Origin of the sequence: Pseudomonas morbosilactucae, assembly GCF_023241715.1 — a bacterium.
In the GTDB taxonomy this organism is placed as follows: Bacteria; Pseudomonadota; Gammaproteobacteria; order Pseudomonadales; family Pseudomonadaceae; genus Aquipseudomonas; species Aquipseudomonas morbosilactucae.
The window spans coordinates 23,935-49,026 of sequence record NZ_JALQCW010000045.1 but is presented as its reverse complement, the minus strand read 5'-3'; the positions used below and the strand labels follow the sequence as shown (position 1 = coordinate 49,026).

Genomic DNA, 25,092 nt, shown 5'->3' with positions numbered 1-25,092 from the left:
CTGCCCCAGCTACAAAATCAAAACGGCAATCAAAAACTGTAGTTCACCATGCTCCAAGCATTTTTTGCGCATTCAATGAACCTAGGGATCGCCTTATAAAATTTATTGAGGCAATTAGATTATCTGTGAGGTCGGGCTGCCGCCCGGGGTTGCGCCGAGGCGTTGCGGCAACTGGCCGAGCGCTTGCAGGCACCGGTGGCCCTGACCACCAACGCCCGGGGCCTGTTGCCGGTGGACCACCCGTTGCTGCTGGACGGGGTGCAGTCGTCGGCCCATGGCCGGGCGCTGTTCGACGAGGCCGATGTGGTGCTCGCCGTGGGCACCGAGCTGGGGGAAACCGACTACGACTTCTTTGGCTTGGGCCCTTTGCAGTTCAAGGCGTCGCTGATTCGCCTGGACATCGACCCGATGCAGGTCATGGGCCTGCAACGGGCCCATGTCGGTCTGGTGGGCGACGCCCGGGAAGGCTTGCAGGCGCTGTTGGCCCAGGTGGCGACGCCCAACGCTCGGGGGCGCTGGGCGGTGGACAGCGTGCAGCGGGTCAACCAGGCCGAACGCAGCGGCTGGAGCGCCAAGCAACAGGGCCTGCAAGGCTTGCTCGACCTGCTGCGCGACAGCTTGGGGGCGCCGATTCTGGTGGGGGACTCGACCCAGCCGGTGTACCAGGGCGCCAGCGGTTACCAGGCGCCGACGCCGGCCAGTTGGTTCAATGCCGGCAGCGGCTACGGCACCCTGGGCTACGGCTTGCCGGCGGCCATGGGGGCCAAGCTGGCGCGGCCGGACAGCCCAGTGGTGGCCCTGGTCGGGGATGGTGGCCTGCAGTTCACCTGCGCCGAGTTGATCGCCGCCCGGGAAGCCGAGATCGGCGTGATCCTGCTGGTGTGGAACAACCAGTGCTACGGCGAAATCCGTGACTACATGCAGGCGCGGGAGATTGTGCCGCTGGGCGTGGAAATCCTCACTCCGGACTTCAAGGCCATGGCCGCCAGCTTCCATGTGCCTTACTACAGCGCCCGCAACCGGGGGCAACTTCAGGAGCTGTTGCAGGCCCTGGGCGATACCCGTCAGCCGCTGATGATCGAGGTGAATGCCGAGGCCTATCTGGCGGATGCATGAACCCCGGGCGTCCTCGACGGGCCAGGTGAGCTACATTGTCCTCGCCCCAAGGCAACCCTTCTTGCCGTCGAGGACTCATGGATGACCTGTATTTTTTGCCAGATTGTCGCCGGCACCTTGCCGGCGGCCCTGGTGTACCGCGATGAACACTGCATGGCCTTCATGGACGTGCACCCCCTGGGCGAAGGCCACCTGTTGCTGATCCCGCTGTTGCATGTGGAGAAGCTCGAACAGTTGCCGACCTTCGTGCGCCAACACCTTTACCAAGTCTTCGACGGCCTGCTGTCGGCCCAGCGCCGTGCCGGTTTTGGCGTGGAGGGCACCCACCTGATCGTCAACGATGGCAAGGCCACAAACCAGCACATCGCCCATGCCCATTTACACCTGGTGCCTCGTCGCGCTGGCGATGGGCTGAGGTTTGCCCTGGGCATGGTGCTGCACATCAGCGGGCTGTTCGGACGGCGAAAAAAACCTGAAATGCTGCAACAGCAGGCGACACGCATCGCCCAGCACATCGGGGTGATTTGGCCGGGTTGAGGCCTGGGCTCCCGCAGATTGCTGTATGTTCCAGCGCCACGTGTTGTTCACCCGACAGAGGATTCCCAGGCATGGAGCGGCCCAGCGCCTTACAGATCGAAGCGGCTGAAAGCCAATACTTGCGTGCCCGTGTGGCGGGGCTGGCAGCGTTGCCGGGCAACCCTTACCAGGCCGTGCTGAGTGGCGCCGACGACGCGTTGGCCTTTGCCGTGGCGGCCAGTGGCAGCCCGATGTTGAACCGTGTCTGCGGCGACAGTACGGCGGACCCGCAAGGGCTTGCCCGACAGTTGCAGGCCTTCGAGCGCTACAACCCGGCGCTGGCTGTGGTGGGCCGCTCGCGGCAGATGCCGGCCACCCTGAACCTGGCGGGGCTGACACTGGCCAAGCTCAGGGGCTGGACCCATTTGCAATTGGCCTGCTCCCTGGAGGCCGTTCACCAGGCACCGCCAGACGTGGAGATCCAGCCGGTGACGGCGGCGACGCTCGCTGCTTTTGCCGCCTTGCACGCGGAGGGGTTTCATCGCGACCCGGCTGTGCGCGCGGTGAATGAGGCGTCGTTCAGTGGGCTGCTAGAGGACCCGCGCGCGCGGCTCTCTCTGCTCTACGCCGAAGGCCGGCCCGTGGCCGGTGCCGCGTTGTTCTGCGCCAGCAATGGCGTGGCTTACCTGGGCACCGCGTTCACCCGCCGGGCCGCTCGGGGCCAGGGGTTTCACCAGGCCCTGATTGGCCATCGCCTGGCCCAGGCCCGGGAGCGGGGCTGCCTGTGGGCGGCGGCCACGGCGCTGCCGACCTCGAAAAGCCGGCGCAACCTGGAACGCTGTGGTTTGCATTTGTCCCACGTGCAGGCGTTGTATGGGCGGGTTGCCGAGGCGTGATCCAGGGCGTCGTGCACGGCTGTGGGGGCCCCGCCGTCAGTTGCCCAAGGCGCTCAGGCCCGAGCGTTTTCCGCCGTGACAATCTGCAACGGTACGTAAATCCGTTGAGTCGCGGCGCAGAACGCCGGTTCGGTCTGCAGGCGCACCATCAACTCGATCAACTGCGCCGCCAGCAGCGTGGGCTGGGTGTCGATCACCAGGCTGATCAGGCCCTGGCTCAAGGCCTGGCGCGACAGCTCGGTGGACTCCAGCAGAATGCTGCACAACGTCGGCGGCTTGGGCAGTTGGGCCAGGGCGTTGATGATGCCATCGCCACCGCCGCCGACCACGCACAGGCCGCGTAAGTCGTCATGTCGGGCCAGCAGTTCCAGGGTCGCCTCTTCGCTGACGTCGCTGTTGTCCAGGGTAATCACCGGCTCCAGCACCCGCAGGCGCGGGGCCTTTTGTGCCAGGTAGCTGCGCAAGCCTTCGACCCGCGCCTGGTGCCCGAGGAAGCGATGGCCGCCCTGCAACACGCCGATGCTGCCTTTGCCTGTGCCGCCCATGTGGGCCAGCAACCAGCCCATGGTGCGCCCGACTTCGTGGTTGTCTTGGCCGACATAGGGTTCGGCGCCCGTCTCGTCGATGTCCGACAGCAGCGCCACCACCGGCACCCCGGCGGCCCGGATCTGGGCGATGGCGGCGTTGATCAGTGGGTGGGCGAAACTCACCACCGCCAGGCCATCGCATTGCACGGCCAGTTGCTCGATCTGAGCGACGATGGCGGCCGGGCTGCGGTCGACGATGGTCTCGAACTGGCAGCTCAGGTTGCACTCGGCGCGGTGCTGGGCGGCGTGCTCGATGGCCTGGGCGACATTGCGGTAGAAGGCCTGTGCGGTGCCCAGCAGGAGAATGCCGAAGCGGTAGCTGGGGCGCCGTTCGCGGATCCGCTGGCCAATCAGCCGGGCGGCGAAATAGCCCACGGCTTCGGCGGCCTCGAATACCCGTTCGCAGGTCTCCGGGTTGACCGGCGCCCGGGCGTTGAGCACCCGGTCGACGGTGGCGACACTCAGCCCGGCCTGGGCGGCGACGGTGGCAATGGTGGGGCGCTTGGCAGTGCTCATGTGGGGTCCCGGAAAGCCCTTGATAGAAAACCATCATGCTCGGCTGGGGCTGGATGATAGCTTGATAGTGAATGCCGGCAAGGCCTTGAGCGGGATTTGTGCGCTCCCTAGTATTTTCTCCAGCGATGTCCCCCCGACATCCCGGCAAGTGACTAACAACAATCATGCTTGCGGAGAAAATCACCATGCCTGAATCAAGCGCCACCTTTGACCACCGCGCCAAGCCTGGGCGCCGAGACTACCGATTGACCGGCCCCGAAGCGGCCCGTGCTGTCGAACGCGGCCTGGTCTCGGCCCACTGGTACCAATCGCCGGTACCGCGCAAACGCATGAAAGAACTGATGCAACGCCGCGACGGCCCGGCCCTGCGGGACACCGCCTTGTGGTTCACCGCGCTGCTGGTCAGCGGCCTGGGCGGCTACTGGTTCTGGGGCTCTTACGCGTGCATCCCGTTCTTCTTCGTCTATGGCCTGTTGTACGGCACCGCGTCCAACGCCCGCTGGCACGAAACCGGCCACGGCACTGCTTTCAAGACCCGCTGGATGAACGACGCGGTCTATCAGGTATCGAGTTTCATGTGCCTGTTCGAGCCTGATGTGTGGCGCTGGAGCCACGCCCGGCACCACACCGACACCATCATCGTGGGCCGCGACCCGGAGATCGTCGAACCGCGTCCGCCGAGCTTCCTGCGGATGTTCCTGAACTTCCTCAACCTGCCGCGAGCCTATGGCGTGCTCCGTTCTTCCTGTCTTCACGCCCTGGGGCGGATCGATGAGCAAGAGCGGGATTTCATCCCCGAATCCGAGTGGCCCAAGGTGGTGCGCACGGCGCGGATCTGGCTGCTGGTCTATGGGGCGACCCTGGGCGCTGCGCTGTACCTGCAGAGCTGGCTGCCGCTGATGTTTATCGGCTTGCCGAGCCTGTATGGCGGCTGGCTGTCCTACCTGTTCGGCCTGACCCAGCACGTCGGTCTGGCCGAGGACAGCCTCGATCACCGCAGCAACTGCCGGACCATCCTGATGAACCCGGTGCTGCGCTTTCTCTACCTGAACATGAACTACCACGTGGAGCACCACATGTTCCCCATGGTGCCGTACCACGCACTGCCGCAACTGCATGAGGCCATGGCCGCCGATTGCCCGCCGCCGTACCCGAATATCTTTGCTGCCTTTGGCGAGATCTTCCCGGCCCTGTGGCGCCAGCGCCAAGACCCCACTTACTTCGTGCGGCGCCCCATTCCCCAGGCCGCCGAGTCGCAGACGCCGGTATCGAGCGCAGCCTGACTCCCGCTGTTGCTGTTCTTCCCGCCCAACAACAAGAGAAGCCGCCATGACCGAGCATTGGATCGACGTATGCGCCGTGGACGACATTGACGAAGAGGATGTGATCCGCTTCGACCACGGCCCCCACACTTATGCCCTGTACCGCTCCGCTGACAGCGAGTTTTTCGCCACCGCCGGGCTCTGCACCCACGAGTCCATCCACCTCGCCGACGGCCTGGTGATGGATCACGTCATCGAGTGTCCCAAGCACAACGGGCGTTTCGACTACCGCTCGGGCAAGGCCCTGGGGGCGCCTGTGTGCGTCAACCTGAAAACCTATCCGGTGCGGGTCGAGGCCGGTCGTGTGTGGCTGGCGATTGCCGGTTGATAAGGAGTGCACCCATGCAATCTGCCAACGCTCCACTGGTGATCGTCGGTGCCGGCCACGCCGGCGGCCGCGCGGCCCTGGCCCTGCGCGCCGAGGGCTATGCCGGGCGCCTGGTTCTGATCGGCGATGAGCCCCATCTGCCCTATGAGCGGCCGCCGCTGTCCAAGGGCCTGTTGCAAGGCCAGGTCGATCTGGCCGGCTGCAGTCTGGGGGCGGCGGAGCAGTTCGCCGAACTGGGCATCGAGCACTTGAGCGGCAACCCGGTCAGCCGCTTGGAACCCGAGCGCCATCGCCTGCAATTGGCTGACGGTCGCTGGCTGGACTACGGCCGCCTGCTGCTGGCCACCGGTGGCCGGGCGCGGCGGTTGCCCCAGGTGCCGGAACACCTGGAGAACCTGCTCTACCTGCGCACCCACGATGAGGCCCAGGCCCTGCGCGGGGCCTTGGTGTCGGGCTGTCGCCTGGTGATCGTCGGTGGCGGTTTTATCGGCCTGGAAGTGGCCGCCAGCGCTCGCGCCATGGGGTGCGCGGTGACCCTGTTGGAAGCCGGGCCCCGGCTGGCTGGGCGGGTGCTGCCAGCGCGGGTGTCCGACGCCTTGCTGGCGCTGCATCGGCAACAGGGGGTTGAGGTCCACCTGGGCGTAGGCATCGAACGGGTGGTGGGCGCTGCGCGGGTGGAGGCGGTGCAACTGGTGGATGGCCGATGCCTGCCCTGCGACCTGATGCTGGTGGGCATCGGCATGCAGCCCAACATGGAACTGGCGGCTGCCGCGGGCCTGGACGTGGGACAGGGCATTCGGGTGGACGACTGCCTGCGCACCAGTGCCCCGGATATTTTTGCCGCTGGCGATGTCTGCGAGTTTCGCCTGCACCCCGAGGGCGCCTATCAACGCCAGGAAACCTGGCGCAACGCAGAAACCCAGGGGCGCCACGCGGCCCTCAATCTGCTCGGCCAGGGGCTGGCTTTCATTGGCATTCCCGGCTTCTGGTCCGATCAGTACGACTGGAGCGTGCAGACCGTGGGCCAGGTCGGCAGCACCGAGCCCACGGTCTGCCGGGACACGGCCGGTGGCGGTTGCCTGCTGTTTTACCTGGATGCCCACCAGCGTCTGCAAGGCGCGTGCGGTTGGGGGCTGGGCAACAGCGCGGCTAAGGACATCAAACTCTGCGAGCGCCTGATTGCCCAGCAGGCCCCGCTCGACTTCCAGCAGTTGGCCGATGCCGCTGTGTCCCTCAAATCTGTGTTGCGGAGCTGACGATGCGCCAATTCCTGGTGTTCCAATCCCTGTGGGCCATGCTCGATCACCGCGGCCAATCCGAGCGGCCCCTTGAGGCGCAACTGGAGCAGATTGCCGCCGCCGGCTTCGATGGCGTCACCGATCATTTCTGGGTGCCCGAGCATGCGGCGCGGCTGTCCGCGGCGGCTAAAAGCCTGGGCCTGCACATCGAGGGGCAAGTGTTCCCCCGCAGCGTGGCGGATGTGGCCGAGGCCATTGAGGTTGCCAGCCGCCATGGCTGCCATCACCTGACCCTGCAGGCCGATGTGCGGCCCCGGACCCTGAAAGAGGCGGTGCTGCTGGTGGAGGGCTGGCAGCGCCTGGCCGAGCAGGCGGACTTTCCGATCCTTCTGGAAACCCATCGCTATCGGTTGACCAGCGACCTGCTGTTCACCCTCGACCTGCTGGATGAAGTACCGGACCTCAAGCTGCTGGCTGACCTGTCTCATTACGTGGTGGGCCGGGAATTGCCGGAGCCGGCGGACGCTGAGGACGAGGCCCAGTTGCAGCGTATCTTGCGCCACAGTTGGGGCTTCCATGGACGTGTGGCCAGTAGCGAACAGGTCCAGGTGCCCCTGGGGTTTCCCCAGCATCAGCCTTGGGTGCAGCGTTTTCTGCGGCTGTGGCGCTACGGCATCGAGGACTGGTTGGCGCGCGCCGACGTCCCGGGAAGCCTGTCGTTTACTTGCGAGCTGGGCCCGCCGCCCTATGCCATCACCGGCGCCGATGGCCGCGACATCAGCGACCGCTGGGCCGAGGCGTTGCAGCTCAAGGACCTGGCCCGGGGGCTCTGGGCCGAGAGCCTGGCGCACACGGCGAGGCCCTTGGCACCGCGCCAGGGTTGAGACAGCCCCTGGCAACTGGCGTACCCTCCGGTCTGGTTTTTCGACGTCCTAAGGATGGGTCATGCAACGCACAGTCTGCGGCACCTTGAGCCTGACAATCATCGTTTCATCCCTGGGTGGTTGCGCCAGCCCGCCGCCCAGGGAGCGGGTCAGCGGGCCACAGGTGTTTGGCTACGAACTGCAGCAGCCGTTGCCCGCCGAGGTGTTCAAGGCCTTGACCTACGCTCGTCTCGACCCGGCGTATGCCGAGCCCGATTACCTGAGTTATCAGGCGGATGGTGCGGTGTTGGCCTTGGACCTGCAGCGAGACCGGACCCTGACCCGGATCCTCAAGCGCAGTCGGGCCTTCGACAGCCGGGCTGATTGTCAGGCCGCGCTGGATCAGGACCGGGCGAGCTTGCAAGGCCCAGTGGATGCGTTCAATGCCCGGCACGCCAAAGGCCCAGGTGTCGCGCCCCAGGTCGGGGAGCCGGCCGCCAGTTTTTCCGTGCGTGAGTGTTGGCAGCGCGGCGGGCGCGGCGCCGACAGCCAGAGCTATCGCTATGAAGCCTGGGCCAGCCAGGGGCCGGTGTCGGCGCCGAGCAAAACCCGGCAGCCGAACGTGGTCGAGCAAACCGCAGGTGGCGTGTTGGTGGGGTTGTTCGCCATTGTGATGCTGCCCTTCGCCCTGATCGGCTGGGGCGTGGACAAGGCCCGTGACTGAGCCCCGTCAGTAGCGCCACTTGTGAATCAGCGCCTGGCCGTGGCGCTGGCCGATCAGTGCTTCGCCGCGTTCATCGTCGTCGTAGACCTCGGCCAGGCACAGCAGCATCAGGGCGTCGAGGTAGTCTTCGGTGGCGTCGAAAAACCGCGTCAGCGCCGGGTCGGTGTCGTGGTCGAAGTAATAGACCGCGCCCGTGTCCCGGTGAAAACAGAACAGGTTGCCGTTACCCAGGTAGTCGCCAAAGGCAACCAGTTTGTCCACCAGCGCCCGGTCCAGTTCACGTTCATCCATGTCGACAATGCCCGGATAGGCCTGCAACAGCGGTTGGATCGGCTCGCTGCCGGGGCGCACGCTGCACAGGGTTTCTGCCAGGGACAGGGCGCCCAACTGGGCGTGATAGCGACGCAACGCCGGGGGCAAGGGGCAGCCGATCAGGCCTTCGCATTGCTCCAGTTCGGCGGGGCTGACGGGCTTGAGTTGCGGCGCGCTGACGTGGCCCGACCACAAGGCGCCGTAGGCGTTGATCACCGCCCGGTACCAATCAAAACGCGCCGCCTGATCAGGCAGATGCGGCCAGGCCAGGGGCGGGCAGTCGGCCGGTGGCCAGGTGTCGTCGGTGTGCTCGAGGTCGGACATGGGGGCATCCTTGCAAGGGGGAGGGTGGTGGGCGAGCCTACTGCATCGCGCGCCCTGGCGCATCGCCTGAGGGCGCTGAGATTGTTGCGCGCAGGGGCGGAACTTCCGGCGCCGATTGCAGACAAAGTTTTCCGTAGCTCCGCGCGCGGGTTCTTCAGCTCGGGTCACTCCCGGGAAAGACCAGCCCACGTTTGGCCCACCCCTTGCCGCATTTCTGAGCAGTGGGTCACAGAGTCGCGGCAGGCGTTTTTTCCTCGGTGACGTTGCTGTTAACGTGGCCTCCCTTATTTCACGGAAGAATAACGAGGCCGCCCCATGGCTCACTCCTCTCAGTCACGCTGGCTCGACATTCTGCGCAGCCTGTTCATCAGCCTGGTCGGTATTGTGCTGCTGGTGATCGCCGGCTACCTCCTCAGCAATCGCCTGGAATTCCTCGACAACGCCCTGACCGCTGATGGCGTGGTCAGCGGTTTGAACGCCGGTGGTTCGCACCCCGAGATCGCGTTCACCAGCGCCCAGGGCGAACAGATTTCCTACCCCCAGGGCGGCTTTATCTTCGGTTACCAGACAGGCCAGCCGGTCAAGGTGCATTACCTGGCGGAGCGCCCGGCCAACAGCGCCGTGGTCGATGATCGAATGGCGCTCTGGGCGACGCCCGGGGTGGTGGGCGGCATGGGGTTGATTTTCCTCGGCGCTGGCCTGTTGGGCATCTTCAAGCGTAAGGGCCAACGCCCTGCGCGCTCTCTGAAAGGACTTTGAAAGCATGAGCATCTCCATCCCGATTCCGGTCAATGAAAGCAAATGGCAGTACTCGACTGCGAGCGGCGGCGGCCTGACGGTGGCTCTGGTCGCTGGCAGCGGCGGCTCGATCATCTTGCGTTCGCCCCAGGGCCAGGACGTCAGCTTCCGTTACGGCGGTGTGGGCGTGGGTGTGGGCGTCGGTGCTCGCCTGCCGCGTATCGGCAAGATCAACATCAAGGTCAAGGGCACAGGGGTGGCTGCAGCGGGCGCTGCGGAAGCCTTTCCCAGCACCGGTAAGGTCTTTGTCAGCGATGCGTTGAAGGCCAGCGACCTGACCAGCGATGACATCACTGGCCCTTGTGTCTACACCGAAGTGGCAGCTGGCCTGGTGGTCGGCGGTTCGGCCACAGCCCTGTTGTTCGGCCTGGACCCCAAGTTGCTGGCCATGTACCTGGCGCTCAACAGCAACCCGGCGACGTCAGTGATTGCCGCGCAATTGGTCAATCGCCAATTGCTGCAATCGGCCAAAGGCGCGGTGGTCATGGTCGGCATGAACGCCGGCGCGCAGGCCGGTGCGGGAGTGGGGATTTTCCTCGGCTACCTGTTCTGATCTTGAGTGGGCAAGCGGCGCGCCTTGCGCCTGGCCCGCAGGTGGCGGACCAGCGCCGCGGTCGCCACCAGCAGCACCACGCCGATCACGATCGGCAGGCGGTAAGGCTTCAAGTCACCGAACAGGTGCTGCAGGGCTTCCCCGGCCCAGTAGCCGGCGCTGACAAACAGCGTGGCCCAGACCGTCGCTCCCAGTAGATTCAACAGCGCGAAGCGCCACGGCGATAGGCCGCTGGCGCCGATCACCAGCGGCCCCACCAAGCGCATGCCATAGAGAAAGCGCACGGCGAACACGGAGGTCGAGGGGTAGCGCTCGATCAGCCCGCTGACCCGGTCAATCGCGCCCTGATGGCGTTTGAGCCTGGGCAGCAGACGAGCGCCAAAATAACGCCCACTCCAGAACAGCAACTGATCCCCCAGCACACCGCCGAGGATGGCCAACGCCAGCACCGTCCAGAATTGCAGCGCCTGCTGATGGGCGGCCATGCCCCCAAGGATCAGCACCGTCTCGCCTTCCAGCAGGCAGCCGACAAACACCACCCAGTAACCGTAGGTGGCGAGAAGAGCATTGAGGTCCAAGTGTTCGAGCATGCAGGGGCAGTCCTTGTTCAGCGAGCCATAAAGCGCCTGCCGCGGTGGGGCGGCAAGAACTCTGAGTGTATCGGCCCGTGGAAGTGCCAGTGTTTTTGCTCAGCCCACGGCCCGCAGCACCGCCCAAAACAATCCCGCGCCATACAGCCCTAGACCAAACACCGAGTGGGAGATCAGGCTGCGCATGCGCGCCAGGTTCGGCTTGGGCGTCTTGCTGGCGGCGATGCCCGCGCCCATCCCCGGTTGCAGAATGAAGTACGGCGCCGCCACGCTCAGCACGCCCACTATCAGGGCCGGGAGCAAGGTTGGGTGCTCGGCCCATTGCAGGCCGAACAGCGCCAGGAGCACCCTGGCGAAGACAATGCCCACCAGGTAATGGGCGGTCCAGCCGATCAGGTGTTCGCCGGGCACCGGTGCGGCCTGGGCAATGCTCTTGTGGATAAACTGCCCCCGTGGAAAATACCCGACCCAGCGCCCAACCAGCGCCCAGTTGGCTTTGGGCACGCCCCAGGCGGCGTGTTGCAACAGTGCCCAAAGGTCGAGGATGGCGGTTGCCCCCACGCCGATCAACAGGGCGTGCAAGGCAAAATCCAGGGTCGGGTGCATAACAACTCCTTGGTGTGCTGGAACAGTGAATGAGAGTGGCGATGCAGGCCGAACCCTCGGTTTCTGTGTTAGGCTTTCATTCAATTGAATGATTGAATGATCGAGAAGGCAGAGCTTCATGTCAACGACTGATTTGCCCACCGCCCAGTCGCCCATCGCCGAGATGGCCGACTTGGCGCGCATCCTCGGCCACGCCCACCGGCTGATTCTGCTGGAACACATTGCCCAGGGTGAGCAAGCGGTAGAGCGTCTGGTGGAGCTGTCCGGCCTGTCCGTGGCCAACACCTCCCAGCACCTGCAAACCCTGCGTCGGGGCGGTTATGTGCAGACTCGGCGCGACGGCAAGCGAGTGCTCTACAGCCTAGCCCAGGGGCCGCTGGCGCCGTTGCTCCAGGCCCTGCGGCAATACGCCGAATACAACCTGGGGCAGATCCGCGAGCTGTTGGCGGACAGCGACCAGCAGCCGACGCGCCTGGAAGGCATCTCCCGCGAGGAACTCAGCCGACGCCTGGTGGAAGGCGGCATGACCTTGCTCGACGTGCGTTCGCCCGAGGAGTTCGCCAAGGGCCATTTACCGGGGGCGATCAATATTCCTGGGGATGAACTGGAGCAGCGCCTGGCCGAGTTGCCGGCCGATCAGGAACTGGTGGCTTACTGTCGTGGGCCCTATTGCGTGCTCTCGCAGCAGGCAGCAGCGCTGCTGCGGGCCAAGGGTTTTCAGGTGCAGCGTCTGGCCGACGGCTTTGAAGAATGGCAAGCGGCGGGGTTGGGGGTGGAGCGGGGACGCTGATCAGTCCGGGTAGTGCTGGGTGATTTCCGGCCAGATATAGGCGCAACGCCAGCGGATCCAGCTCACGTACACAAGGGCCCAGGCCCGTCGCAGGCGACTGCGGCGCAGGCCGTCGAGCCACTGCTGGATGTCTTCCAGCAGTGGCGCCCGGGCAAAACCGGTCCAGATCGGCGGGACCGCCGCTGCCAGGTTGGGGTAGCACACCGGCGCCACCTCTTCGTAGAGCATGCGTTTGATTTCGTGCCGGTCGTACGCCTGGGTCTGCCGCGCAATCAGTGCGTAATCCACCTGGCTATCGACGAAAGCCTCCGAGAGGGCACAGTAAATATCCTCGCGCTGCGCTGGGCTGATCGGCGTGTGTCGGCGTTCCATGGCTCAGTCCGGGGCTTGCATGCGGGTGGCTGGCGAGCCATCGGCGTTGAGTTGGTAGATCGCCCGCGGCTGGCCCTGGTCGTTGAAAAACACCTGGCCGATGCCCGCCGAGTTCCACAGCCGCTCACCGGCCTCGGCATGCTCCGGCACATGGGGGATGACCCGCATCAAGCGGCGTTTGGTGAACCAGTTCAAGGGCGAGCGTGGCGAATAGAGCCAGCGGTTGAGGCGGTCGAACCATTCCAGCAGGGTGTCGGGGAATTCGTTCTTGATGCCGCTGCTGGTGATCTGCCAGATGCGCGGGCCGCCCTGGCGGTGACGGATCAGCACTTCGTAGACAAAGGAATAATGCACGTCGCCGGACAGAATCACGTAGCTGCCCGGGGTTCGCGAGTGGCGGAAGATGTTCAGGATCACCTGGGCCGAACCGCGATGGGCCATCCAGTTTTCCGCGTCCACCAACAGCGGGTAGCCGCACCAACTGAAGACCTTTTGTATGGTCTCGATCAGCTTGACGCCGAAGATCGGCGCCGGTGACACGATGATCGCCGAGGGGTGATCCAGCAGTTCATGTTGCAGTTCGCACAGGGCCTCCCAGTCCAGCAGGCCCGAGGGTTGGCCCAGGTTGGACTCGCTGCGCCAGCGCCGGGTGCGGGTGTCCAGCACCACCAGCGCCGGGGTGCTGGGCAGCACGTATTGCCAGTTCTGGAAGCGCAGCAGTTCGTCGATCAACCCGTCCAGCGCCGGGCTGTCCAGGTAGCCGTCGCGACCCGGCGCGGCCGCGCTCAGGGCCTGGGTGCGCTCCAGCACCTGGGTGAACACATCCGGGTTGTTGCCCCAGCCCTGGCAGAGCAGGTAAGCCAGCAAAGCGTTGCCGATGATGCGCTTGGAGAAGGGGTGGCCGTAGGCGGTTTCTTCCCACTGGGCGCTGAGGTTCCAGTCATCGGTGATGTCGTGGTCGTCGAAGATCATCAGGCACGAGACATGGGCGAAGACCCGGGCCACCTTGCCCAGCCCAGAGACGAAGACGTCGATCTGCTGTTGTTCGCGGGCGTAGCGCTGTTGTTCTTCGGGTGCCAGTTGCGGCGGCTGCGGGGCGATCAGGGTCCAGGGCAGCGGCGACCACACCAGCAAATACATGGCCAACACTTCAGCCAGGGTGACCAAGTGATTGTCGGCGCTGCTGCTGGTGAAAATGGGTTTTTTCACCCCGCCGAAAAAACGCTCGCGCAGGGTTTCGTTGCTCTTCAGGGCGGGCAGCAATTCGGCGCGATGGTAATAGCTGGCGCGGTGCTGATAGAGCGCGGCGCTGTCGGCCACCACGGCGCCGTCCAGGCATTCGTTGAACAAGCCCAGGCGCTCGATCAGTTCGTGAATGGCCCGCAGCATCGGCCCGGCGACATCGTCGGCATACACTTGGTCGCCGCTCATCATCAGCAGCGCCGGGCGTTGCCCTGGCTCGGGCGCTTCGGCCAGCAGGCGATCGACACACAGCAGGCCATCCGCCGCCGGGTGGTGTGGCTTGCGGCAGGAGCCGTGGACCAGTTGCTCGATACGGCTGTGCAGCACGAACGTCGGGCATTGCGCATCGCCGTACACCAGGTGGGGCGCCCACTGCGCGATGCCGGCCGTGGTGCCATTGCTTTGCTGGATCAGCACGTCATAGGCAATCGCCACGTCCTGGGGCAGGGCGCAGTCCAGGGCCACATCGATCAGATGGATAAAGGCATGCCGGCCGACCGCGACCACCTGGCATTGGCGGGCATCCAGGGCGATATCAAGGTCGGCCCCGTGGTCGGCCAGGCGCAAGCGCAGGGTCAGTTGCAGTGGCTCGGAGCCCACCAGCCAGAGCACCAATCGCGTCGGCTCCAGGCGCCGCAACAGCGGGCCGGCGAGAACGGGAGGCAGGTCGTGGCAGGCAGGTGTGGTCAAGGGCATCGCAGTCGGGCTTTTACGGCAAAGAGAGGCGGCGATATTACTCCAGCCAATGTCGAAGAAATGTCGGTTAAAGGCCCTGAATCGGCACATTTGTATCGGATTATTTGTGGGGGCTGGTCATCCTCTGCGATGCGCCTGGGGTCGGTTGTCTTGCGCATCTTTCTCGATCTGCGCCAGCATCCATCGGATAAACACTTGGGCTTCGGGCGTGGCATCACCGGCCACCCCGTAGTAATAGCGGGTCAGGGGTTGGCGCAACTCGGGCAAGGGGCAGACCAGGCGACCGCTGGCCAGGTCCTTGGCCAGTAGCGAGGCGGGGCACAGCGCCAACCCCAACCCATCGACACAGGCCTGGAGCACGAAGTGCATGTGGTCGAAATGCAGCGTCGGTGGATGGCGCAGCGGCTTCAGGGCGCAATGCTCCAGCCATTTCTGCCAGTCACTGGCGCGGGTGCGGCTGTTCAGCAACGTATGCCGGGCCAGGTCCTTGGGGGTGTTCAGCGCAGTGGCCTGCAACAGCGACGGCGCCGCCACCACCAGGATTTCATCCTCCAGCAAGCGCTGGGGCTGCAGCGCCGCCGACCAGCCTGAGCGACCCCGGCGAATCACCAGGTCGAAGGTTTCCCTGGCCGGGTCGGGAGCCAGGGTGCTGGTCACCACCTCCGGCTGAATCTCCGGGTACAGCGCCATGAACTGCGGTAACCGTGGGATCAGCCAGCGCACGGCAAAGGACGGCCGCACATTGATGATCACTTTGCGCAGCTTCGCGCCCCGGCGCAGGGACGTGGCGGCGTTGGCGATTTGGGTCAGGGCCACGCTGACCTGTTCATAGAAGGCCTGCCCGGCGGGCGTCAGCAACGATTGGCGAATGCGCCGCTCGAACAGCAAGACCCCGAGGTGTTCTTCCAGCAACTTGATATGGCGGCTTACCGCGCTGTGGCTCACATGCAGTTCTTCAGCCGCGCGCTGAAGCTCTCGTGGCGAGCGGCGGCGGCAAAGGCGCGGACGGCATTCAGGGGCGGGAGGTCATTGATCATGGGTCTAATTTAGTCACCTATACGGCGCAATTAAAGTGTTTGTCAGCGCCGCTGTCGACGGTCAGGCTGGAGGCCGTTTGTGACCTGCCGGTTTGCCCGCCATGCCTGATACCCACGCCCGCACCACCGATAAACACTCCGCCCGCGCCGCCTCGATCCTGGGCCTGTGCCTGCCCGGCGACACCTTGCTCTACCTGCTGCTGCCCATGCAGCACGAAGCCTTCGGCGTGACCCTGGCCGAAGCCGGCTTGTTGCTGGCGGCCAACCGCCTGGTGCGGATTTTCGGCTACAGCCACGTCATGGGCTTCTACGCCCGGCACGGTGATCGCCCGATCTGCGTGCTGGCCGCTGCTACGGCGGCCCTGTGCGCCCTGGGCTACGCCACGTTGTCCGGCTTCTGGTGGCTGCTGCTGTTGCGCCTGGGGTGGGGCCTGACTTACGCCGCCCTCAACCTTTCGACCCAAGTCATGGCCACCGCCGAACCTGACGGCGCGGCCCGGCGTACCGGCCGCTCCCGGGCACTGATCGCCACCGGCCCGATGCTGGCCTTGCCCCTCGGCGCCCTGGTCAGTGTTGAATACGGCCCCCGGGTGATCTTCTTCCTGATGGCCCTGACGTCATTGATCGCGGTGTATCTGGCCCTTGCGCTGCCGAACAAAGCTCATCCCCTGGCCACCTCTCCCCGGCGCTTCCAGCGTCCCGACAGCGTCGCCATGTGGTCCTTTGTCGAAGGGCTGGTGCTGGACGGCCTGTTCATCATTGGCCTGTCGCTGCTGGCCGAACAACTCATGGCCGGCAACGCCGTACTCGTGGCCGGAGGCCTGCTCGCCCTGCGCTACCTCTCAGAAATGCTCCTCAGCCCCCTGGGCGGCCTCGCTGCCCAACGCTGGGGCGCGACCCGCATGCTCATCGTCTTCTCCCTGCTCACCTGCGTGGCCCTGGTGGGTTTTGGTTGCCACTGGCTGATCGTTGGCGGTGCCCTGGTGTTGGTGCTGCGGGCCCTGCAACTGCCGTTGGTGGTGACCGTTGTGGCCCAACGGCACCCAGGCCCTGGACGCGTCCGAGCCTTGGCGGCCAACGCCGTATGGCGCGACATCGGCGCGGGCATCGGCCCGCTGATCGCCGGGCTGCTCCTGCCGGTGGCGTCCACGGTGTGGGTGTATTCACTGGCGGCGGGGTGCCTGGCGGTGAGTGCGTTGGCCTGTCGGGAGGCCCGGGTGCGCGGGTAAGCGGCACACGCCAAAAACTGCAGCGCCAGGGTCGCAGGGTGAGCCAATAGCCGGCGAAAAAATCCGCACCCAGCTGTTGATCGAACCTCCCGGTCCACGCCCTTATCGGTACACCGCTCGGGCAGAGTGAGAGGCATTGATGGCTGTTTTGCGGGCGTCAGTTGTCGTGGTACGAGCTCAGGGCAAGTGCGCAACTTCTTGCGCACTTCAATGTGGATAAGTTTGTGTATACATCGCTGTAAGGCAGGTATTGCCAGCGTTGTAGACGACTGCGCAACTTCTTGCACAGTACTGCGCAACTTCTTGCGCACTTTCCAATGGGTTGTGCGGTTGCGCCGGTCTGAAAATACCCGGAATCGCGCTGAAGGTCCCGGCCCGCTTGGTTATGACGATTCCTGGCACGTTCCTTGACATAGCTTTGGGTAGCCATTGGGCAATGTTGCCCATTGGTTATTCTCACTTTTAGCAAGGAACGCACCCATGGCTACACCCGCGTACATGTCCGTTACCGGCACCAAACAAGGCCTGATCACTGCTGGCGCCTTCACCGCCGACTCGGTGGGCAACACTTATCAGGAAGGCCACGAAGACCAGGTCATGGTCCAGGGCTTCCAGCACGAAGTGATCATTCCCCGTGATCCGCAATCCGGCCAGCCGACCGGTCAGCGCGTACACAAGCCGGTGGTCATCACCAAGGTCTTCGACAAGGCTTCGCCCCTGCTGCTGGGCGCCCTGACCTCCGGCGAGCGCCTGACCGAAATCGTTATCCACTGGTACCGCACGTCCGCTGCCGGCACCCAAGAGCACTACTTCACCACCACCCTTGAAGACGCAATCATCGTTGACATCAAGGACTACATGCACAACTGCCAAGACCCATCGAACTCGCACTTCACCCACCTGGAAGACGTGCATTTCACCTACCGCAAGATCACCTGGACCCACGAAGTCTCCGGTACTTCCGGTTCCGATGACTGGCGCACCCCGGTCGCCGGCTAAGGCGGGTCGATCGTCACAGCACATGGACCTGCCGCGTCGGTCCATGTGCTTTTTTCGCTTCTGACGCACTTACACAGAGGAACAGGGATTGTTCAGTTCAGCCAACCAGACCCATTTCAGCCTGGTCGTCGAGGGGCTCCAGCATGATTTTCAAGTGCTCTCCTTTGTGGGCAAGGAAGCGATCAGCACGCTCTATGCCTTCGATGTGGAGTTGGTCAGCGAGCGACATGAAGTGGACCTTGAGAGCTTGCTGCATAAACCCGCCTTCCTGGCCTTTAGCGACCGGGGCGAGGGCATTCACGGGATCATTCACCGTGCGGAGCAGGGTGCCAGCGGCAAGCGCCTGACCCGTTACAGCCTGACCCTGGTTCCCCACCTGGCTTACCTGAGCCACCGAATCAACCAACGCATCTTCCAGCACTTGCCGGTCAACCGGATCATCGCGCAGATTCTGGAAGAGCACGGCATCCTCAGCGATGCCTACCAGTTCCACCTGGGCATGGATTACCCGGAGCGGGACTACTGTGTGCAGTACGACGAATCCGACCTGCAGTTCGTGCAACGCCTGTGCAGCGAAGAGGGTATTCACTACCACCATCGCCATAGCCAGGCTGGGCATGTGCTGATGTTCGGGGATGACCAGACGGTGTTTCCCCAACTGCCGCAAGCGACGGAGTATCAGGCCGGTAGCGGAATGGTTGCCGACCGGCCGGTGATCAAGGGTTTTGACCTGCGGGTCGAGGCGCGTACCGGCCGTACCACGCGCCGTGACTATGACTTTGAAAAGCCGAGCATGCTGCTGGAGTCAAAGTACCAATCGGAAAATCAGGCCCCGCAGCCTGACCTGGAAGACTACGACTACCCCGGGGCATTCAATCGCCGTGATCGCGGCAAGGTGCTGAGCCAGCGCGCGCTGGAGCGGCACCGTGCCGACTACCGCCTGGTCAAGGGTCACAGCGACGAGCCGGCCCTGGTCAGCGGGCATTTCCTGACCTTGGCCAAGCACCCGCGCATGGCCTGGAATGATCTCTGGCTGATCACCGAAGTCGCTCACCAGGGCTTGCAGCCACAAGTGCTGGAGGAATCAGTCACCAGCGATGTGAAGCTCGAAGACGGTTTTGTGCAGGGCTATCGCAACACCTTTTCCGCCATCCCCTGGGACACTTTTTACCGCCCGCCGATGCCAGCACGAAAACCCGTATTGGCCAGCCAGACGGCGAGGGTGACCGGCCCAGCCGGTGAAGAAATCCATTGCGATCAGTATGGCCGGGTCAAGGTCCAGTTCCATTGGGACCGTGAGGGCCGTTTCGACGAAACCAGCAGTTGCTGGGTGCGGGTGGCGTCCAGTTGGGCGGGCCCGGGGTTTGGCCAGGTGGTGATTCCACGGATCGGCATGGAGGTGTTTGTCACCTTCCTTGAGGGCGACCCCGACCAACCGCTGATCACCGGTTGTGTGCCGAACAAAATCACCCCGGTGCCTTATCCGCTGCCCGAGAACAAGACCCGCAGCGTGTTCAAGACCAACAGCAGCCTGGGGGGCGCAGGCTCCAATGAAGTGCGGGTGGAAGACCGGGCCGGGCGCGAGCAGATCTACATCCACGCGCAGCGCGACCAGGATTGCAGCGTCGGCAACAACGAGACCCACTGGGTGGGTGTCGACCGTGCTCACTCCGTGGGGCAGAACGAAACCGTCACTATCGGCCAGAACCGCCTGAGGACGGTCAAGGTCAACGACACCCTGCAAGTCGGCGGCGCCAAGCGCGACAGCGTCGGCACCCAGTACCTGATGGAGGCGGGCAGCCAACTGCGCCTGGTGTGTGGCCAGAGCGTGATCGAAATGAATGCCAGCGGCGAGATCAACCTCTACGGCACCGCGTTCAATTTCTCGGTCACCGGCGACGCCGAGATCAATACCGGCGGCAATCTCAATATCAACATGCCGGGCGGGGCAGCGGGCACGGCTCCGGGTGCCGATGGGGCCAAGGGCAGCATCGACAGCCAGGTGCAAGGCGTCTTCTCCAACCCACCCCAGCCGGCTTCCTAAACCTGCTGTTCCAACCTGAGGGCACATCGCCAATGGACTACCTGATTCAAGAAGGCACGCTCACCCTGCCGGTCGGTTTTCACGACCGCAGCGTCAACATGTTTGTCCCGGGCGTGACTTTGCCGGCCCCGTTCAGCCTGACGATTTCACGGGACACCACACTGCCCGGCGAAGCCTTGTCCGACTACGTCGAGCGCCAGGTCAGCATGATCGCCGCCAAGCTGCGCAAGTACCAGCGCCAGAGCCTCCTCGAGGTCGAGCTCTCGGCCAGCTCACCGATCCCGGGTCGGCAAGTCGATGCCCATTACCAGAGCGATGGGCGCCCGGTGTATCAGCGCCAGTCGGCTTTTGTCATCGCCCCTGAACGGGTACTGGTGTTTACCGCCACCAGCCAAATGCCGTTTGACGCCCAGCTGAATCAGCTGTGGCTGGAGGTGCTGGCGAGTTTTCGAGCCCATCCCTCCAACCCCGCCACCCCTTAAGGATTTCCGGCCCTAAACAGTCGGCATGACATGGATGTCACGCATGTTTGAAGCAGCACGTTTTGACGACGAGATTGCGCACACCAACGCTCTCGTAGGTTTTTTGGTGGGCGCCGCGCTGGGATTGGCGCTGGTGGCTGCCGCCTCGATTTTTGTCGTTGCGACCTGCGGAGCCGGGGCCGTGTTGTTGCCCTTGCTGATTGGGGTGGTTGCGGGCGCTGCCGGTTCAGGGCTGGTGATGGCGGGGGAGGGCATAGGGCGAATGAGTAAGGCGCCCGCCGGAGGGATTACCAGTGGTTCCAGCGATGTGTTTATCAATGGCCTGAAGGCGGCCTTTGTCCAGGGCAGTGTCGGGCTCTGCACAAAACACCCGGTGCCGCCGATGGTTGCAGAGGGCTCGGCCAAGGTCTTTATCAACGGCCTGCCAGCGGCCCGCAAGGGCGACAAGCTGACCTGCGGCAGTGTGATCGACAGCGGTTCGGAGAACGTGTTTATCGGCGCTGAAAAGGAACAGTACCTGCCGATCGACGACGAAGTACCGAAAATCATACGCGACACGGTGGAGGTCGCCATGGTCGTTGCCGGCCTTGTCGGTGGCGTTGGGCAGCTTCTGTTCAAGGCCAGCCAGGTCGGGCTCAAAGCTGTGGCCCCCTGCGCCATGCGTTTCGCCAGCACTTTTGTGGTGGGCGAACTGGCTGGACAGTTCGTTATAGGCCCAGCCGTCGGGCGCGTCGCCGGGGCACTGTTTGGCAACCCGGTGGATGGGATCAGCGGGCGCAAATTGCTCTTGGAAGAAAGCGAAACCGACTTTGATCTTCCCGGCCTGATGCCGATTGTCTGGGCGCGTTTCTATGCCAGCGATATTCATCACGAAGGGCTGCTGGGGCGCGGCTGGGTGCTGCCGTGGGAGCAAAGCCTGCGTCTGCAAGAGGGTCAGTTGTACCTGCGCGACAACCAGGGGCGCGACCTTAACCTGCCCGTGCTGGAGCCGGGGGAGCGGTTTTTCCTGGCCAGCGAGCAACTGTTCCTGGTGTGCTCCGAAGGCGGGCATTACCTGATTCAGACGCCCGACAACACCTTCTTCTATTTCGGTGAGTTGGCCGACAGTGGCCAACCCTCGCCACTGCGCCGTATCGAGAATGCACTCGGGCATTTCCTGAGCTTCCACTACGACGGCCAAGCACGCCTGAGTGATATCTGTGCCAGCGGCGGCATTCGTCTGCACCTGTGCTACGAGCGCCATGAACGGCGCCTGAGTCGGGTGGAAAGGGTGGTGGACAACCGGCCTGTGGAAACCCTGGTTCACTACCAGTACGACGCCGATGGGCAACTCCAGCAGGTGATCAATCGCAATGGCGATCGAGTGCGCCAGTTTGCCTACGAGCAGGGGCGCATGGTCGCCCACGAAAATGCCCTGGGGCTGGTTTGTCAGTATCGTTGGTCGACCCGCTTCGACGATCATCAGCCCCGCGTGGTCGAGCACTGGACCAGTGACGGTGAGCGTTACCATTTCCACTACGACCTGGCCCAGCAGCAAACCGAAATCCGTGACGTGCTCAACCGTGTCGCGCTGATTCACTACAACGATGGCCGTCGGGTAACGGCCTGCCGTGACTTCGGTGGCGAGCACTACCGGTTCGAGCTGGACGACGCAGGTAACATGACGCGCCTGGAGTTGCCGGACGGCAATTCACTGGCCTTCGTCTACGACGACTTCGCGCGCCTGGTCGAGGAAGTCGACCCGCTGGGCCGCAGCACCTGCTACAGCTACCACCTCAACACCAGCCTGATCACCAGCATCCAGCGCCCGGACGGCAGCACCCAGAGTTGGGTCTACGACAGCAACGGCACGTTGCTCGATAGTGTCGATCCGCTGGGGCATGTCACTCAGTACTTCAACACCACCGACGGCTTGCCCCACACCTGCACCGACCCGCTGGGCAACACCACGCACCTGTGGTGGAACGCACTGGGGCAAATCGAGCAGTACCAGGACTGTTCCGGTCATCGCACCCACTATGCCTACGACCAGAACCTGCACCTGCTCAGCATCAAGGATGCCCTGGAGCGCACCACCCGCCTGATCCGCAAGGCTGACGGTGAAGTGCTGCGCGTCGAGCACCCGGACGGCAGTCATGACGCTTACAGCTACAACGCCCTTGGCCAACTGCTCAGCCATACCGATGCCGACGAGCGCACCACCTATGTGACGCGCACGCCCCGCGGGTTGCTGAGCAAACGCCAGGACCCGAGAGGGCAGCAGGTTCACTATGAGTACGATAACTGCCAGCGCCTGATTGCCTTGCTCAACGAGAACAAGGCGGCCTATCGCTTCCGTTACGACGCCAGCGATCGCCTGCAGGAAGAAGTGCGGGTCGACGGCCTGCGCCGGCGCTTCCGTTACACCCTCAGCGGCGCCTTGGCGCAGTTGGAGGAAGTCTCCCGGCAGGGCTTCAATGACGTCTCCCGCCAGCAATACTTCGAGCACGATGCTGCGGGGCGCCTGCTCAGCCGCATCACCGACGATGGGCGTCTGGACTACCAGTACGATGATGTCGATCGGCTGATTGCCGTGGATCGCCAGCCGAGTGCAGCAGGCAAGGCTCGTGGTGTCGGCCTTGATCACCTGGCGTTCAGTTACGACGCCGCCGGCCAACTGCTGAGTGAAGACAGCAGCACCGGCAACCTCGGCTACAGCTACGACGCGTTGGGCAACCTCACCGGCTTGACGCTGCCTGACGGGCGCCAGGCGAACTACCTTCACTACGGCAGCGGCCACCTGCACCAGATCAACCTCGACGGTCGGATGATCAGCGACTTCGAGCGTGACGCCTTGCACCGCGAAACCCTGCGTACCCAGGGGGCGCTCACCAGCCGCTATGGTTACGACAGCAAGGACCGTAAGGTGTGGCAGGCCGCAATCCGCCTGCCCCACGAGCAACTCAGCCAGCTTCAGGAAAAAACCGACAGCCTGCTCGGCCACCCACAGCACCCGGCCACCGCCCTGCATCGTCGCTACCACTACAGCCCAGGCGGCGAAGTGCAGCGCGTGACCGATAAACAGCGTGGGGTGACTCACTTCACCTACGACGCCAGTGGCCAACTGCGTAGCCGCCAACCCGATCACCCACAGTTGCAGACCGAGGACTTCTCCTACGATCCCGCCGGCAACCTCAGCGGCAGCGGTCGTTGGCACTTTGAAAGCCTGCCTGATAACCGCCTCGTCGCCTTCAAGGACCTGCGTTTCAGCTACGACACCTGGGGCAACCTCAGCGAAAAAAGCAGTGCAACCGGGGCCATGCAACGCTTTCACTACGACAGTGAAAACCGCCTGATCAAAACCGAAACCTGGCAAGGCTCGAAACTGCGCAGCGAGGCCCGGTACCACTACGACGCCCTGGGCCGGCGCATCGGCAAACACGTCACGCAAGACGGCCAGGCCGAGGAAATCAGGTTCCTCTGGCAAGGCCTGCGCCTGCTTCAGGAACAGCAGCCGCAACTCCACAGCCTGTACCTCTACGAACCCGGCAGCTACGCGCCCCTGGCCCGTATCGACACCGACCCCGAACTGCCGGAACGAGACGCCCGGTACTACTACTTCCACACCGACCAGATCGGCACGCCGCAAGAAATGACCAACGCCGAAGGGCACGTGGTGTGGCGCGCCTACTACAAAGCCTGGGGCGGGCTGGAAGCGTTATCACCGAACCTGGTGGAGCAGAACCTGCGCTTTCAAGGGCAGTACCACGACCGGGAAAGCGGGCTGTACTACAACACCTTCCGGTACTACGATCCGGCGGTGGGACGGTTTACCACCCAGGATCCGATTGGGTTGTTGGGGGGGGATAACCTTTATCGGTATGCGCCGAATGCGTTGGGGTGGATTGATCCGTGGGGGCTTTCGGCTTGTGCTCCGACTCACCATATTGCTACAAATAAACATAGAGTTTGGTCTAGTAGATTTAGAGACTTATTTAAAGAAAACGGTTTGGGGCAGTTCAGAAATGGTAAGTCTCGCAAAGATATACTCAACGATCCTTTGAATAAAGTGGATGTCCCCGGCCATAAAGGGCCACATCCTGAAGGAATGCATCAAAAAATATTTGATCGCCTCGAACAAGCTAGTGAGCGTGGGCCCGATGCTTTTACAGATGAGCTAAAAAAACTCAGAGTTGAAGCAGTAACGCCAGGTTCTTGGTTAAATGACATACTAATAAAGGCATCCCCATGAGGTATTTTAAGCTAAATCCAAATGTGTCAAGTCGGAAGTGGAAAGGATATTTAAATCCGAAAACCAAGCTTTCTAGTGAAAGTGGAGCTCTAAGCGCTATTGCAATATCTAATATGGAGGAGGAGATTCATCAGGATCTATTTTATAAAGTATTAGATAGAGGTGAGGTTTCTCCGGTTAATACGTTGGGTTCAAGAGTTATTATGTTTGATTCAAATATACCCAGTATAGATTCATTAAAGGTTCCCGGCGTTCAGCTTGTTCCCATAGTAAATGAAGAGACGCAGCACACGTATTTACTGATGCATCTGTATAAACACATTGATTGTGTGAATTGGGGATTGTCAGAGTATGAGCCATGGCCCGTAAATTATGAGCCCGCTGAGTGGGAGTACAAAAAAGGTCGGTTTTTTATAAGTCCGGTTATTGATGATAAGAGAATCCCTAAAGAGTTATGTGCATTTCGCCTTAGAGAGTGGGGGGATGCATTTAATATTGTTGTCTCAGAAGAGCTAAAAAATAAAATATTACTGCTTGATTTTGATCACTCTTTTTTAGAGTTTCATGAGTTGATTAAGGTTTAGGATAAGCATGAAGGTTTCAAAATAAAGTTTTGCTTTGTTTGAGTGATAGATACAAAGGGTTGATGATTTAGTTTTTATTCTAAGCTGGAATGCTTTG

The 25,092-nt window shown here is 63.1% G+C and carries 22 protein-coding genes and 2 pseudogenes; 17 read left to right on the top strand and 7 right to left on the bottom strand.

The window, feature by feature from the left end:
- Positions 1-141 precede the first annotated feature (141 nt).
- The 3 genes and pseudogenes from M1B34_RS18235 to M1B34_RS18225 all read left to right on the top strand — a co-directional run.
- Positions 142-1,116, top strand: a pseudogene (locus M1B34_RS18235) (thiamine pyrophosphate-dependent enzyme); the annotation flags it as partial.
- A gap of 81 nt (positions 1,117-1,197) precedes the next feature.
- Complete coding sequence (locus tag M1B34_RS18230; protein WP_268265884.1) at positions 1,198-1,653, top strand: HIT family protein; 456 nt, start codon at positions 1,198-1,200, stop codon at positions 1,651-1,653.
- A 71-nt stretch (positions 1,654-1,724) separates the two neighbouring features.
- On the top strand, positions 1,725-2,528 hold the full coding sequence (locus M1B34_RS18225; RefSeq protein ID WP_268265883.1) for a GNAT family N-acetyltransferase: 804 nt from the start codon (positions 1,725-1,727) through the stop codon (positions 2,526-2,528).
- A 53-nt stretch (positions 2,529-2,581) separates the two neighbouring features.
- Here the strand turns inward: M1B34_RS18225 and M1B34_RS18220 are convergent, their stop codons facing one another.
- Positions 2,582-3,631 carry a LacI family DNA-binding transcriptional regulator gene (locus M1B34_RS18220; protein ID WP_268265882.1) on the bottom strand — a complete coding sequence of 350 codons (1,050 nt, stop codon included), beginning with the start codon at positions 3,629-3,631 and terminating at the stop codon, positions 2,582-2,584.
- 185 nt (positions 3,632-3,816) lie between these two features.
- On the opposite strand from M1B34_RS18220, the gene M1B34_RS18215 reads away from it, so the two are divergent.
- From M1B34_RS18215 to M1B34_RS18195, 5 genes are all read left to right on the top strand, one after another.
- Complete coding sequence (locus M1B34_RS18215; protein WP_268265881.1) at positions 3,817-4,914, top strand: fatty acid desaturase family protein; 1,098 nt, start codon at positions 3,817-3,819, stop codon at positions 4,912-4,914.
- Between the two features lie 46 nt (positions 4,915-4,960).
- Positions 4,961-5,281, top strand: coding sequence for a MocE family 2Fe-2S type ferredoxin (locus tag M1B34_RS18210; protein WP_268265880.1), 321 nt, complete (start codon positions 4,961-4,963; stop codon positions 5,279-5,281).
- Positions 5,282-5,295: 14 nt separating this feature from the next.
- On the top strand, positions 5,296-6,537 hold the full coding sequence (locus tag M1B34_RS18205) for an NAD(P)/FAD-dependent oxidoreductase (protein WP_268265879.1): 1,242 nt from the start codon (positions 5,296-5,298) through the stop codon (positions 6,535-6,537).
- Between the two features lie 2 nt (positions 6,538-6,539).
- A complete protein-coding gene (locus M1B34_RS18200) occupies positions 6,540-7,403 on the top strand; it encodes a sugar phosphate isomerase/epimerase family protein (protein WP_268265878.1) in 864 nt (287 codons plus the stop codon).
- Positions 7,404-7,464: 61 nt separating this feature from the next.
- Entirely contained in the window at positions 7,465-8,106 is a 642-nt protein-coding gene (locus M1B34_RS18195; protein WP_268265877.1) for a hypothetical protein, read from the top strand.
- A gap of 6 nt (positions 8,107-8,112) precedes the next feature.
- Here M1B34_RS18195 and M1B34_RS18190 read toward each other — a convergent pair whose 3' ends face one another.
- Positions 8,113-8,742 (bottom strand): SMI1/KNR4 family protein, encoded by a 630-nt coding sequence (locus tag M1B34_RS18190; protein WP_268265876.1) that lies wholly within the window; start codon positions 8,740-8,742, stop codon positions 8,113-8,115.
- 315 nt (positions 8,743-9,057) lie between these two features.
- Between M1B34_RS18190 and M1B34_RS18185 the strand changes: the two genes are divergently transcribed.
- Together M1B34_RS18185 and M1B34_RS18180 are read left to right on the top strand one after the other, a co-directional pair.
- On the top strand, positions 9,058-9,501 hold the full coding sequence (locus tag M1B34_RS18185) for a DUF3592 domain-containing protein (RefSeq protein WP_268261310.1): 444 nt from the start codon (positions 9,058-9,060) through the stop codon (positions 9,499-9,501).
- Positions 9,502-9,505: 4 nt separating this feature from the next.
- The gene (locus M1B34_RS18180) at positions 9,506-10,093 is read left to right on the top strand and encodes a hypothetical protein (RefSeq protein WP_268261311.1); all 588 of its coding nucleotides are present in this window, start codon (positions 9,506-9,508) and stop codon (positions 10,091-10,093) included.
- On the opposite strand, the gene M1B34_RS18175 is transcribed toward M1B34_RS18180, so the two are convergent.
- Together M1B34_RS18175 and M1B34_RS18170 are read right to left on the bottom strand one after the other, a co-directional pair.
- Complete coding sequence (locus M1B34_RS18175) at positions 10,081-10,683, bottom strand: DedA family protein (RefSeq protein ID WP_268265875.1); 603 nt, start codon at positions 10,681-10,683, stop codon at positions 10,081-10,083. The two genes, M1B34_RS18180 and M1B34_RS18175, sit on opposite strands and share 13 nt — an antisense overlap.
- Positions 10,684-10,782: 99 nt before the next feature.
- Positions 10,783-11,289, bottom strand: a complete 507-nt coding sequence (locus tag M1B34_RS18170; RefSeq protein WP_268265874.1) for a DUF2938 domain-containing protein — start codon at positions 11,287-11,289, stop codon at positions 10,783-10,785.
- Positions 11,290-11,407: 118 nt separating this feature from the next.
- Here M1B34_RS18170 and M1B34_RS18165 point away from each other — a divergent pair, with 118 nt between their 5' ends.
- Positions 11,408-12,079, top strand: coding sequence for an ArsR/SmtB family transcription factor (locus tag M1B34_RS18165; protein WP_268265873.1), 672 nt, complete (start codon positions 11,408-11,410; stop codon positions 12,077-12,079).
- Here the strand turns inward: M1B34_RS18165 and M1B34_RS18160 are convergent, their stop codons facing one another.
- From M1B34_RS18160 to gcvA, 3 genes and pseudogenes are all read right to left on the bottom strand, one after another.
- Positions 12,080-12,451, bottom strand: coding sequence for a DUF7079 family protein (locus tag M1B34_RS18160; RefSeq protein ID WP_268265872.1), 372 nt, complete (start codon positions 12,449-12,451; stop codon positions 12,080-12,082).
- Between the two features lie 3 nt (positions 12,452-12,454).
- The gene (locus M1B34_RS18155; RefSeq protein ID WP_268265871.1) at positions 12,455-14,389 is read right to left on the bottom strand and encodes an alkaline phosphatase D family protein; all 1,935 of its coding nucleotides are present in this window, start codon (positions 14,387-14,389) and stop codon (positions 12,455-12,457) included.
- Between the two features lie 117 nt (positions 14,390-14,506).
- Positions 14,507-15,426 (bottom strand): annotated as a pseudogene (gcvA, locus tag M1B34_RS18150) (transcriptional regulator GcvA).
- 101 nt (positions 15,427-15,527) lie between these two features.
- Between gcvA and M1B34_RS18145 the strand changes: the two are divergent.
- The 6 genes from M1B34_RS18145 (at position 15,528) to M1B34_RS18120 (ending at position 24,995) form a co-directional block, all read left to right on the top strand.
- On the top strand, positions 15,528-16,655 hold the full coding sequence (locus M1B34_RS18145) for an MFS transporter (protein WP_268265870.1): 1,128 nt from the start codon (positions 15,528-15,530) through the stop codon (positions 16,653-16,655).
- Positions 16,656-17,135: 480 nt separating this feature from the next.
- Positions 17,136-17,654 (top strand): Hcp family type VI secretion system effector, encoded by a 519-nt coding sequence (locus tag M1B34_RS18140; RefSeq protein ID WP_268265869.1) that lies wholly within the window; start codon positions 17,136-17,138, stop codon positions 17,652-17,654.
- An 88-nt stretch (positions 17,655-17,742) separates the two neighbouring features.
- On the top strand, positions 17,743-19,698 hold the full coding sequence (locus M1B34_RS18135) for a type VI secretion system Vgr family protein (RefSeq protein ID WP_268265868.1): 1,956 nt from the start codon (positions 17,743-17,745) through the stop codon (positions 19,696-19,698).
- A gap of 32 nt (positions 19,699-19,730) precedes the next feature.
- Positions 19,731-20,180, top strand: a complete 450-nt coding sequence (locus M1B34_RS18130) for a DUF1795 domain-containing protein (RefSeq protein WP_268265867.1) — start codon at positions 19,731-19,733, stop codon at positions 20,178-20,180.
- 43 nt (positions 20,181-20,223) lie between these two features.
- Positions 20,224-24,411: an RHS repeat-associated core domain-containing protein gene (locus M1B34_RS18125; RefSeq protein WP_268265866.1), complete on the top strand. Its 4,188-nt coding sequence runs from the start codon at positions 20,224-20,226 to the stop codon at positions 24,409-24,411.
- Positions 24,408-24,995, top strand: a complete 588-nt coding sequence (locus M1B34_RS18120; RefSeq protein WP_268265865.1) for a hypothetical protein — start codon at positions 24,408-24,410, stop codon at positions 24,993-24,995. The genes M1B34_RS18125 and M1B34_RS18120 overlap by 4 nt, the downstream gene beginning before the upstream one ends.
- The last annotated feature ends 97 nt before the right edge of the window (positions 24,996-25,092 follow it).